Origin of the sequence: Vibrio sp. CyArs1, assembly GCF_022432925.1 — a bacterium.
GTDB lineage: Bacteria > Pseudomonadota > Gammaproteobacteria > Enterobacterales > Vibrionaceae > Vibrio > Vibrio mediterranei.
In genome coordinates, this window is the sequence record NZ_JAKRBO010000005.1 from 418,921 (window position 1) to 430,993 (window position 12,073).

Below are 12,073 nucleotides of genomic sequence, written 5' to 3' on the forward strand. Positions count from 1 at the left end.
GACAACCTTCATAAGGATTAGAACTTGACGACATTAGTACTTTGTTTATTTATTGCGGCACTACTGCCTTATCTGGCGAAAATACCTCTTGCAGTCGCAATGCATAGAGCTGGAGGTTACGACAATAATAATCCCAGAGAACAGCAAGCAAAACTCAAAGGATTTGGCGAGCGTGCTTTAGCGGCACACCAAAATGCTTTCGAATCTTTGATTGTGTTTGCCATAGCGATATTGCTGGCCATTGCGACGGGAACCATTAATGAGACCGTACAGTTTTTAGCGGTAGTACACATCGTATTTCGCGTTATTTACAACATTCTCTACTTGCTCAACAAAGCCACGTTACGTTCTTTATCTTGGACTGTTGCAATAGGTTGCTCTTTTGCGATTATGTTGCAGAGTATGCCTAGTTGATGGCAGGTTATTTATTAGGCTTATTTCTTCATTTAGTGCAACTCATAATGGGATGTGGTTTAGTCCAATGAGTTTGAAGTGTGTCGAAATATACGAGCGGTTAGGGTAATCCTCACCAAATAGGCCTCATAATGTTCTAAGCAACAAGTAGAGGCCGACATGTCGACGTTTGAGTTTATTCAATTGCATCTTATTGAAAAAGGGGTACCGAAAGATTTAACCAAGCCACGTCCTTTTGTTTGTAGAAACCTCTTAATGGTTGCAGGTATTTGTTACTTTACTTCCCTAGGCTGAGTTTAACGGATTAGTACTTTTAAATTATCGCGTGAATGAAATCTTTCGCTGCTTTCTCAGTTCTTTATCTATGGTGATAGAGGAGGGTGCGTTATGAAATACTCAGCAAGATTGTTTTCGATAATACTGATGTGGTTAAGTTCGTGGACTTATGTTTATGCACTGGAACCCACCTATAGTGATTTTTTTGGCAAAGCGATAAAAGGTTATGACCCAGTTGCTTACTTTACGGTAGGTAAACCACTAAAAGGTGATAGTGATATTACTTATGAGTGGAATGGCGCTAAATGGTACTTTTCGACACAGGAAAACCGGCAGCAGTTTGTTTCTAACCCAACAGCTTATGCGCCTCAATACGGCGGATACTGCGCGTGGGCTGTAAGTCAAGGCTACACGGCTAGCATCGATCCTAATGCTTGGTATATTTTCGAGAATAAGTTGTATTTGAACTATAGCAAGTCAGTTCAAAAAAACTGGCAAAAGGATATTAGCGGGAATGTACAAAAAGCTGATTTAAATTGGCCTGAATTACTTAAGAACTAAATTGAGGGAAAAATGGATTTTGAGTTTTATAACAAAGGTGATAGTTACACTTACCTTTGTATAGAGTCAGCAACGTTCAAAGAAGAGTCTACTCAGTTAATCAAACAAGGTTTTGTCGAACAATCGTTAATTATCACAGTAGTATCGGCAGAGGAAGCCGAGGCTATTTACAAAAGTGAGCACCAAGGTTTCTTAAAGAAACTGTACATGCTGATATCTTCGATTGGATTGCAATCTCAAGCACTAACTCTCCCAGCCCTACCAAAGGATTGCTACTCTTCTATTTGAAATCATTCTGATACTTGCATCTTGTGCCTGTCAGATTCTAAGAAGGTGGAAATAAATCTTAACCTAATTAAATGCTGCTATATAAATAATTGTTACTTGAAAGTGACGCTCTAACTGATGGACGATAAGGCTACAACGGAAAGCACTGCTAAGAACAATACTAGGAAAAGAGAACTGGCGGTTTTACTAACACCCAAGGAAGAAGTATGCACATTATTCAACAAGCACTTGAGCCAAGAGAGAAGTTGATTTGGTCAGGGCAACCAAAGCAGGGAATCGTATTCCGACGTACCGACCTGTTTCTGGTTCCGTTTAGTTTACTTTGGTGTGGTTTTGCGATTTTTTGGGAATTTACTGCGTTTAACTCGGGGGCGTCGATTTTCTTTTTACTGTTTGGTGGGGTGTTTGTCGTTATTGGTTTGAACTTTGTACTAGGTCGCTTTTTCTGGGACTCCTCTCAAAGGAAGAAGACATTTTATGGAATTACCAATGAGAGAATCATCATAGTTGATGGCTTTATTCAGAGAAATATCACTTCTTTGAATATCCACGCGCTTCCTGAGGTCAGTTTGTCGGAGCGTTCGGATGGAGTAGGAACGATCTTACTGGGCTCGCAAAGTGCGACGCAACGTGGAATGACTCTATCAGGCACACCCAAAGGTGTACCCAAGTTAGATTTAATTAAAGACCCCAATTATGTTTTCAGTATTATACGTAGCGCTCAGAAACACTGATACTTATTGGTATGATAGGGCCTACAACAAGAAAGCAGTAGAACTTAACAATGATAGATTTTACGACAGCGAAATGGTTATACAAACCGAGGAATAGTGAGGTAACTAAAGGCTCTGTATCAATAACCACAGATCCCGAGACGGACTTTTGGCAGCGGTCTTACTATGGCTTCAGAAATGATAACGCTCCAGCACTACAACTTGAGACAACTGAGAATTTCACTTTCACTACGAAAGTACAATTTGACTACCAAGCTCAGTTCGATCAATGCGGTTTAATCATTTATCTAGACAGCGAAAACTGGTTTAAAGCTTCGATTGAGTATGAGAATGAAGAGTATTCTAGGCTAGGCAGTGTTGTGACAAACCTAGGTTATTCTGATTGGGCAACGTCCGATATTCCATTGCCAAACGAGGTTTGGTATCGCCTAAGTCGTCGTGGTCCTGACTTTCTCATTGAGTCGTCATTTGATGGACAAACCTTTAAGCAAATGCGGATTTTCCATCTTCATCAATTGGGTGAGACGACGGCTGACATGGGGAAATCAAATCCACCTTTACCTGCCCAAACTCCAGTGACATTTGGTGTTTATGCTTGTAGTCCTTTGCAATCTTCATTTACCGCTAGATTCACTGAATTGAATATAGAACCATGCAAGTGGTTAGCTCACGCTGTTTAATGGAGTTGGAAAATCTAACATAAGGAGATGTTATGACAAAGACAGTAGCTGGTGGCTGTTTGTGTGGCTCTGTGAGATTTGAAGTTCAAGACAGCTTTGAGAACTTTTATTTTTGTCATTGTGAGCAATGCCGCAGGGTAACGGGTTCTTCGCACGCTTCAAATGCGATTACCCATAAAAACAACATAGTTTGGACTATAGGTGAAGAGCTGACTGTTCGATTTGACCATCCGAGTGGAGCATTCACTAAGGTATTTTGTTCACGCTGCGGCTCTGGTTTACCTCATGATTCTCAGAACGGGAAGGATTTGGTTGTTCCTGTGGGCTGTTTGGATACTGCACTCTCTTTGTCTCCCAATGCTCAGATTTTTTGTTCCGAAAAAACGGAATGGTTTCGTAAGGGAGTAGTCGCCCCGGAATATCTTGGCTTTATGACAGAAGAACATTAGTGTATTTGAAGCGTTTACGAGGAAGGTATGGGTAACACTGCGTATCAATCTGTCCTTTTTTGCGATACCTCACAGTCATCAATATATAAACCATTAAAGTAGAGCGCTGAAACCAACTAACCTTCTGATAAAATTAAAAATTAGGTGATTTGAATATAATGAAGTTAGACGCAGTACTTTGGGATTATGATGGCACGTTGGTTAACTCTGTGCCAAAGAATATTGATATTACCAAAACGATTTTATCGATAGTCGCACCACACCTATCAAACGAGAATTTACCGAAATACTTGCTTAGTGAAGACTTGTACCATGAAGCGAACCATGGTGCTAAGAACTGGCAAGAGCTATATGTTGACTACTATGGATTAACACACGAAGAAATGCTTGTCGCTGGAGGAATGTGGGCTGAGCATCAGGAGAAAAACCAAACGGAAGTTTCTCTGTTTAATGGCATTCAAGGTGTTATCGAGCAATTCTCTAATATTCCCCACGGCATCTGCTCTCAGAACTCTCAAAACAACATTCGTCGTGTGCTGAAAAATCACGGGATCAATTCGCCATTTAAGTCGGTTGTCGGTTATAACGATGTTCCTGATGGAAGCCAAAAGCCAAACCCTTATGGTGGAGTTAAATGTGTAGAGTCCATTTTGGGAAGCAAAAATGAACAATTGCTGATGTACATCGGCGATCATGAAGCAGATACGCAGTTCGCTCGTAACTTGCAGAAAGAACTAGGGACAGGTTCTAAGGTCATCTCAGTTGCCGCAGCTTACAGTCGTTCAGAGCCAGATGGATGGCTAGCCAAGCCTGATTATGTTGCCCATAAAGTAGAAGATCTACTTCAAATAATCGGGAAATATGCGTAACAGTATCAGAAAGAAACTTCGGCGCACTTTGGGTAATCGGCAATAACTATCGGTGATTGCACCTCATATCGCAGGCTGGTTAACACTGCTACGACTCATTTGTGTTGCTTTGTTTGGTGGTATGCCCAAGTACTATTTCTTTGATGTGTTAAGGTAATGAACTCCAAGATACATGAAGTCAGGATTTAGTCGTATGGATAAGAATAAAGCAGTATTGATTACCGGTGCGGGCCGAGGGATAGGAGCAGCTACCGCTAGACTTTTTGCAAAGAAAGGTTATGCGGTATGTATTAACTATAGGTCTGACGTAGGTTCTGCTTCGGTTTTGGCTGAAAGTATACAAGCGCAAGGAGGGCGATGCATCACTGTTCAGGCCGATGTATCTGATGAAAATGAAGTTCTGCGCTTATTCTCGACCGTTGATCGTGAATTAGGAACACTATCGGTGTTGGTGAATAACGCGGGTATTTTAAAACCGCAGACTCGCTTAGAGGATATGTCCGCAGACAGAATCAACACCATACTAACAACGAATGTCACTGGTTATTTTCTATGTGCAAGAGAAGCGGTCAAACGAATGTCGACGCGCACTGGTGGTAGCGGCGGTTGCATTGTAAATGTGTCGTCTGGAGCCGCGCGTTCAGGCTCGCCAAATGAGTATATTGATTATGCCGCGTCTAAAGGTGCAATTGATACCCTCACTAAAGGGTTATCGTTGGAAGTGGCTTCAGAAGGTATTCGAGTGAACTGTGTCCGTCCGGGGCTGATATATACGGATATGCACAGTGATGGTGGGGAGCCAGGGAGAGTTGACAGGCTCAAATCGGTTCTACCGCTTGGTAGAGGTGGTCTGCCAGAAGAAGTCGCAGAAGCGATATATTGGCTTGCATCGGATAAATCCTCCTATTCAACGGGTAACTTTCTCGATTTAGCTGGTGGCTTATAACGAGGTTTTCATGGACAAATCTGTCGAAGAAAAATTCAACCAATATCCGAATGAAGTGCGTTCACGGATGCTTGAACTCAGGACTTTGATCTATCAAGTAGCTAAAGAGCTTGCGCTTGGTGAAGTAAAGGAATCGTTGAAATGGGGAGAGCCGAGTTATTCAGTTGAGGGAGGGAGCCCAATACGCATAGATTGGAAACTTAACACTCCTACTCAATACTATTTGTACTTCAATTGCCAATCGAAGCTCGTTGACACCTTTAAAGAGCTTTACGGAGAATCGCTTCAGTTCCAAGGTAATCGCGCTATCATTCTGTCTACTTCAAAACCACTCCCTTCAATGATTAACCAATGTGTCACTTTGGCGTTTACTTACCATAACGTTAAACACTTGCCATTATTAGGGCAGTAAAGTAGTCGCAAAGCGAAAAATAAGTAACTTGTATTGTGTGTCACGCATTGCTGTTGTCTAACTTGGTTATATCAGAAGCCAGTATGTAAAATTTAAGTCTTTGATAAATAAAGAGTGTCATAGAGGTGGCAGATTGCTGTCGTAACGATTTTAGCTCCAAGTAAGTACAGTTGTTTTGCAACAGCAGAAAGGGTAGATGATGATTATTAGAAAACTTAGATTACAACGTGGTTGGTCTCAAGAACAATTAGCTGAATTAAGCGGTTTAAGTATAAGGACGATTCAGAGAGTTGAGCGAGGGCAAAAGCCGGGTTTGGAATCCCTAAAATCACTAGCTGCTGTATTTGAAACAACCATCACTGAATTACAGCAGGAGCCTAAAATGAGCAGTAAAGTAGAGATCACACAGGAAGAACAGAACGTTATCGATCAGGTAAGAGCTATCAAAGGTTTTTACTCTCACTTGATGACGTACGTGCTAGTTATGACGTTACTGTTTACCATTAACATTGTCACGGACCCTAGCTATATTTGGGCGTGGTGGCCAGCGATGGGATGGGGGATCGGTATTCTCAATCACGGAATCAATGCGTTTGAACTGTTTAGCTTCTTTGGTCCTAAATGGGAAAAGCGACAAATTGAAAAGCGTCTCGGAAAAAAACTGTAGAAATGAAACAAGTGACAACACAACCCTTAAATAGCTTTCCAGCGACGTTTCAAACGCTTGAAGTTATTGAACCCACAATGTTGAAAGAACTAGAGCGACTATTTCAGCTTAGTTGGAGTGACTTTAGATTTGATGTGGAACGTAAGGAGGGCATTCCAAACCCTATTGCGGCGTTGAAGGATGGAAAGCTGATAGGTGGGCTCGCGTTTACTTTATTTTCGTCTCCGGAAGACAGTGGCAGCGATAAAAATCCACCTAATGTAATTTGGCTTAATGCATTGTATGTTGATGAAACTTGGCGAGGTCAGGGGGTTGCTCGCCAGCTCATCGACTGTGCAATTCACCTCATGTCTAATACCGAACAGAAAACTCTGTTTGCTTATACTGATGTGCCGTTGATGTATCTACATCTTGGATGGAAAACTATCGACTCTGAATGTGATGAGAATCATCAAGTGGTAGGAGTGGAACTTACTTAGTAGTTAGAGTGCTTTATTTTCGATGCTGGTAGACGTAATAGAGGCTAACCAGCATCATGGGTTATTTGTATCTTGCCTGTTTTAGAAGACCAATCAGTTCATCTTCGGTGTTTGGTGTTCTTTCTAGTTTTAGTTGTGGTGAACTGCCTCCCCAAAGCATATAGGCTGTATCGGTACAGTGATCGTGATGAAACCATCTGCCATCGATACAAATGTCGGTATAGCAGCGCGGGTCCTTTTTTAATTCCATAATGCTTGTCTCCTTGTGCTTAACACCTTTACAACATAAAACTAATATCAAATTAATAATTTGATTTAAATCAATGAATGGCATCTTTTAATAATGCTCGTGGTGATATAACTCGTATGCGAAACAATCCAAATGAATATCTTGAAAAATTGACCAAGCTATTGGTACAAGATGAGAACCGAATTCAGTTGCTCCAAACCGTTCAGGCACTTTCAAGGTCTTCCTATCGCCTTTATGTAGCTGCGGGTTTTGTTCGAAACTTAGTTTGGGATTCACTGCATCAGTATCAATTTTCAACGCCATTAAACGATATTGATGTGATTTACTTTGATGATCAGGTGGAGGGGCTAGAGATACAGCGAACTATCGAAAAAGAGCTATCTAAGCAACACCCTCGTTATCATTGGCAAGTCAAGAACCAAGCGGTAATGCATACTCGTAATGGCGACAAACCATATAAAAGCTTGCAAGATGCGATGTCTTATTGGCCCGAGAAAGAAACAGCCATAGCCGTTAGGCTGCTCGACAATGACCAAATCGAAATTGTTCACGCTTTTGAACTGGAATCGTTGTTCGAGGGGGACGTGACTTATAACATCAAGCGGGACTATCAGATATTTCTGAATCGCGTGAATGAGAAGCAGTGGTTAGAAAAATGGCCTAAACTGCATTTAAGCACTTAGGCCATTCATAGCAAGATGTCTATTTACCGAGCGCCACTCCTTCGCGTCTTGGGTCAGCGGCACCTTCTAAACCTGTTTCAGTAATTCGTATTGCGTGCAGACCAGAGTTGAGATCTCTCTTATTAACGCTATAGCCCATTGCTTCGAATTGCTGTGCATAGTCCGCCAGAGGCGTGTTTATTTCAACATCCATGGCACCGAAACGGTTAATCATGCGCGGTTGATCAATGGCTTGTTGAATGTCCATTCCCCAATCCACGTGTGCAATGATGCTTTGCGCCACATAGCCAATAATTCTGCTGCCGCCGGGAGATCCGATAGCAAGGTAAGGCTTATCGTCATGCATGACGATAGTCGGTGCCATTGAAGAACGTGGGCGTTTATTCGCTTCCACTCGGTTAGCCACAGGTTTACCATCTTTGTTGGCCACAAATGAAAAGTCGGTAAGCTCATTATTTAATAAGAATCCAGCTGCCATGACACGCGACCCGAATACGTTTTCAATGGAAGAGGTCATGGATATAACATTGCCTTGCGAGTCCACAATATTGAAGTGCGTTGTAGACGGAAGTTCTATGGCTTGATCTTGTGCCAGTTGAACGGTTTTTACTGCGGGTGGAGAGCCAGCGGATACTTTTTGCAGCGCTTCGTTTGGTGTGATGAGCGCGCTTCTTTCAGCGATATACTTTTGATCCAGCAGTCCTTTCACTGGTACATCGAAGAAATCGCTATCGGCCATGTATAGACCGCGGTCAGCAAATGCTAGCCTTGAAGCATCTGCTAAAATTTGCCAACTGGTTGGGTTATTACTTCCCAGCTCAATTAATTTGAATGGTTCGGTTAACATCAGAATCTGTCCCAGTGTTAGCGCGCCACTACTTGGAGGGCCCATGCCGCAAACATCGTATTGCTTATATGGGGCGCAGACGGCTTGTCGATTCTTTACTTGATAGTTAGCAAGGTCGGCCAGTGAAAGTTTGCCTGGATTGCTTGCTGCTTCCTTTTGAACGGCGTTGACTATCGCTGTAGCTACGGGGCCTTTGTAAAAACCGTCACTGCCTTTTTCTGCAATAGTTCTTAAGGTTTGTGCGTAGTCAGGGTTTTTTAGCAAGGTTCCTTGTGTTTTTGGGGTGCCGTCCTTATTGAGGAAATAAGCGGCTGTTGTTGGGTGTCTAGTAAGAAAATCGACGTCATTCTCAATGAGCATCGACAATCTTTCGCTGATAGTAAAACCTTGCTCGGCTTTCTGAGCGATAGGCAGCACCACTTCATCCCAGTCAAGAGCACCGTATTTTTGATGAACGTCCCAAAGCAGTTTGACCGTACCTGGCGTGCCCACCGAGCGACCACCTACCACTGCGTCATAGAACTTAAGTGGTTTTCCGTTCTTATCAAGAAATAAGTCATCATTGGCAGCTGATGGTGCTGTTTCTCTACCATCATAGGTGGTTAACCGCTGCTTTTTTGAATCCCAGTAGACAAGAAATGAGCCGCCGCCAATGCCACTTGATTGTGGCTCGACTAAACCTAGCATCAGCTGCACGGCAACCATGGCATCAACAGCGTTGCCACCGCGAGCTAGAACCTCAGCACCAGCTTGTGTCGCTTCAGGGTTGGCTGCGGTTACCATCCAGTCTTTTGCTTTGACGAGTTGTTTGTCGCTCGTCCCGGTTGCCATTTCTGGTGCAAAGGCATCCGCCGCTTGTTGCGAAGCGTGTACACTGGATGAAGCGAGTAAGGCACTAATTGTAATCGCAATTAGTCGAGAGGTGGGCGCTTTAACTGACATCTGACTTCCTTATAATAGTAGGGTTAATTACCTGTTACCACAGTCTTTTTTACGTTCCTGAAAAAGATAATTCCTAATTCTAGTCTATTTATGTGCACTTGCTTCCGAAACTTACTTTGCTGAATTGAAGCCAAATAACACTGCTGTCATTTTCAATGATTATTGTTTTTATGTATGCGTCTATGTAACAAAGAGAGGTAAGAAATGCTCTTTATAATGAGTCGACAGCTAGGTGATGCAACAAAACGGGCTTGTTACTACTTGATGATAGCGGTACTTATTGTCGTCTACATTAGCCTGATTTGTTTTGCTGACTTAGACCAACTTGTAATGAAACTTTTGTTTTGATTCTATATAGAAAAACAAGCAAAACCGATAAGAATAATTAGCAAATTCTTCATCCATATCCTTAACTTTATGAAAGAGTTAGAAGTTAGGAATGGACGAATGACGGATAAAAAGAGTGATAAAGCGAAGACCCAAAGCGGCCAGAGTATAAAGGAAACTCTACCCCAAAAGACCGTTAGCCGTAAGAAGCAGCAAAAAAACGAAAAAAAACGTCGCCTTTTTAGTACCTTGCGATACCAAGTCGGTCTACCTCCTGCTTTAGCTCTGATATTACCTTCTCTAGCCACTAGACATGCAAGTGCTCAAAACGGTGAAAGTCTGCTTAGCACTGAGCAGCTTGTTGAGACTGAGCATCAAGCTATTCATTCAGAGTCGCCTAAAGTAAGCTCAAGCAATTTAGTGTCAAAACAAGAACTCATTGAACCAAAAGCAAATTTGGCGATAGAGGAAGGTAATAAAATAACCCCTAGTGCTCGACTCCAACTGAATCATTATCATGTTCACGCCATTACAAATCCGCATTTACTTTTTGGCCATGACCCTAAAATTATCCAAGTAACAACGAAAGAACATTTCTCATCATCCATAGACGGCTCTAATAGCTCTGCTGAAAGCGACTTGTTGGCAAAGAACAATAATGAACCTTCTGCCAAAGGTAAAAGTAAAAGTAAAAGCTTGCTAAATGCAGATAATCACGAAAATCAGCAGTCATCTGAAAATGAGCAAGGCGATTTACTTGGAGCTCCGGGACCTACTCAACAGTATGTCGCTAATAAGCTGAAGTTTCTTAACCAGCAATTGCAAGTGAAAGAAGACGGACTGATTGTACACGGTCAATTGATTGCAGCAGACAAAAACACCAATGAAACCATAAGTTTTGCTACCAATACTCAGGTGGATGGTTTAACACTGCATCCAGATGGCACTTACACTTTTGATCCGACGGATACTGTTTATCAGAGCTTGAAAGAGGGCGAAGTTAAAGTACTGACAGTACCCGTAACTGTGACGGATTCAGTGGGACTGACGTCTCATGCAAACTTTGTTATTCAAGTAACGGGTACTAATGACATCCCTAATGTTACAGGTAAAGTTTCTGGTCACATTCAAGAAGACATTAATGTTGACTCCTCTGGTTTACTTACCGTTGCAGGACAAGTTCAAGTACATGATATTGACCATGGTGAATCGCACACGTTAGCGGAGGTAATAAAAGGGCGATTTGGGACATTAACTATTGATGAGCAAGGGCACTGGCAATATCAAGTTGATAACAGCCTCCATGCAGTACAGCAGCTCTCTTCTCAACAGAAAATTACTGAGACAATATCAATCCATACCGCTGACCACACGAGTCAAAATATCCAAATAGTTATCGGTGGGAGCGATGATAATGCTGTCATTTCAGGGATCGACTCCGGTGCAGTCGTAGAAGATTTGCATGTCAAAAATGGCAGCATAAAGACGCAAGGCGACCTAACGATTGTTGATACTGACATAGGCGAAGCACACTTTGCGTCACAAGTACTTGTCGGTCAATTTGGTAGTTTGAATATTGATGCTAATGGTCATTGGAGCTATGAAGCTAATAACTTACAAGCTGCAGTTCAACAATTAGGTAAAGGTGATGAGCTACATGAAACGTTTACTGTAGCATCGGTTGATGGAACGACTCATGAGATAAAGATAGAAATTGATGGCGTCAATGATTTGCCGGTAATGGCGGGGCAGTCGCAGTCATTAAAAGAAGATGGCGCGGTTTTCCATGGTCAAATGGTGGCCACTGATGTTGACCAAGACTTACTGACGTACACCACTTCAACCCCAATTGATGGCCTGACATTCAACTCAGATGGCAGTTACACCTTCGATCCGAGCCATGCCTCTTATCAGCACCTTTCAAAAGGTGATACTCAAGTCGTTAGTACCATGGTCACCGTGACTGATACGGCTGGCGGTTCGCATCGAGAGGAGCTCAAGTTTACCATTACGGGTACGAACGACTTGCCAATGATGGCAGGGCAGTCGCAGTCATTAAAAGAAGATGGCGCGGTTTTCCATGGTCAAATGGTCGCTACCGATGTTGACCAAGACTTACTGACGTACACCACTTCAAACCCAATTGATGGCCTGACATTCAACTCAGATGGTAGCTACACCTTCGATCCGAGCCACGCCTCTTATCAGCACCTTTCAAAAGGTGATACTCAAGTCGTTACGACCATGGT

15 protein-coding genes are annotated in these 12,073 nt (G+C 42.5%); 13 read left to right on the top strand and 2 right to left on the bottom strand.

What is annotated here, in order from left to right:
* The first annotated feature begins 24 nt into the window (after positions 1–24).
* The 11 genes from MMA19_RS17330 (at position 25) to MMA19_RS17380 (ending at position 6,775) form a co-directional block, all read left to right on the top strand.
* The gene (locus MMA19_RS17330) at positions 25–414 is read left to right on the top strand and encodes an MAPEG family protein (RefSeq protein WP_240206783.1); all 390 of its coding nucleotides are present in this window, start codon (positions 25–27) and stop codon (positions 412–414) included.
* Between the two features lie 387 nt (positions 415–801).
* Positions 802–1,251 carry a YHS domain-containing (seleno)protein gene (locus MMA19_RS17335; RefSeq protein ID WP_124941110.1) on the top strand — a complete coding sequence of 150 codons (450 nt, stop codon included), beginning with the start codon at positions 802–804 and terminating at the stop codon, positions 1,249–1,251.
* Positions 1,252–1,263: 12 nt separating this feature from the next.
* A complete protein-coding gene (locus MMA19_RS17340) occupies positions 1,264–1,539 on the top strand; it encodes a hypothetical protein (RefSeq protein WP_198557770.1) in 276 nt (91 codons plus the stop codon).
* Positions 1,540–1,745: 206 nt separating this feature from the next.
* Complete coding sequence (locus tag MMA19_RS17345; RefSeq protein ID WP_240206784.1) at positions 1,746–2,273, top strand: PH domain-containing protein; 528 nt, start codon at positions 1,746–1,748, stop codon at positions 2,271–2,273.
* Positions 2,274–2,323: 50 nt separating this feature from the next.
* Positions 2,324–2,953 (top strand): DUF1349 domain-containing protein, encoded by a 630-nt coding sequence (locus MMA19_RS17350; protein WP_236110575.1) that lies wholly within the window; start codon positions 2,324–2,326, stop codon positions 2,951–2,953.
* A gap of 32 nt (positions 2,954–2,985) precedes the next feature.
* Positions 2,986–3,402, top strand: coding sequence for a GFA family protein (locus MMA19_RS17355; protein WP_240206786.1), 417 nt, complete (start codon positions 2,986–2,988; stop codon positions 3,400–3,402).
* Between the two features lie 158 nt (positions 3,403–3,560).
* Positions 3,561–4,271: an HAD family hydrolase gene (locus tag MMA19_RS17360; RefSeq protein ID WP_240206788.1), complete on the top strand. Its 711-nt coding sequence runs from the start codon at positions 3,561–3,563 to the stop codon at positions 4,269–4,271.
* A 193-nt stretch (positions 4,272–4,464) separates the two neighbouring features.
* Positions 4,465–5,217, top strand: a complete 753-nt coding sequence (locus MMA19_RS17365) for an SDR family oxidoreductase (RefSeq protein ID WP_240206790.1) — start codon at positions 4,465–4,467, stop codon at positions 5,215–5,217.
* Between the two features lie 10 nt (positions 5,218–5,227).
* Positions 5,228–5,629: a DUF1801 domain-containing protein gene (locus MMA19_RS17370; protein WP_240206791.1), complete on the top strand. Its 402-nt coding sequence runs from the start codon at positions 5,228–5,230 to the stop codon at positions 5,627–5,629.
* A 199-nt stretch (positions 5,630–5,828) separates the two neighbouring features.
* Positions 5,829–6,296: a 2TM domain-containing protein gene (locus tag MMA19_RS17375; protein ID WP_088877251.1), complete on the top strand. Its 468-nt coding sequence runs from the start codon at positions 5,829–5,831 to the stop codon at positions 6,294–6,296.
* A 2-nt stretch (positions 6,297–6,298) separates the two neighbouring features.
* Positions 6,299–6,775 carry a GNAT family N-acetyltransferase gene (locus tag MMA19_RS17380; protein WP_240206792.1) on the top strand — a complete coding sequence of 159 codons (477 nt, stop codon included), beginning with the start codon at positions 6,299–6,301 and terminating at the stop codon, positions 6,773–6,775.
* A 61-nt stretch (positions 6,776–6,836) separates the two neighbouring features.
* On the opposite strand, the gene MMA19_RS17385 is transcribed toward MMA19_RS17380, so the two are convergent.
* On the bottom strand, positions 6,837–7,025 hold the full coding sequence (locus MMA19_RS17385) for a hypothetical protein (RefSeq protein WP_006072365.1): 189 nt from the start codon (positions 7,023–7,025) through the stop codon (positions 6,837–6,839).
* Positions 7,026–7,102: 77 nt separating this feature from the next.
* On the opposite strand from MMA19_RS17385, the gene MMA19_RS17390 reads away from it, so the two are divergent.
* Positions 7,103–7,708, top strand: coding sequence for a nucleotidyltransferase family protein (locus MMA19_RS17390; protein WP_006072366.1), 606 nt, complete (start codon positions 7,103–7,105; stop codon positions 7,706–7,708).
* A 19-nt stretch (positions 7,709–7,727) separates the two neighbouring features.
* Here the strand turns inward: MMA19_RS17390 and ggt are convergent, their stop codons facing one another.
* A complete protein-coding gene (gene ggt, locus MMA19_RS17395) occupies positions 7,728–9,497 on the bottom strand; it encodes a gamma-glutamyltransferase (protein WP_240206793.1) in 1,770 nt (589 codons plus the stop codon).
* 447 nt (positions 9,498–9,944) lie between these two features.
* Between ggt and MMA19_RS17400 the strand changes: the two genes are divergently transcribed.
* The coding region (locus MMA19_RS17400; RefSeq protein ID WP_240206794.1) for a VCBS domain-containing protein at positions 9,945–12,073 on the top strand (2,129 nt) is incomplete at its 3' end.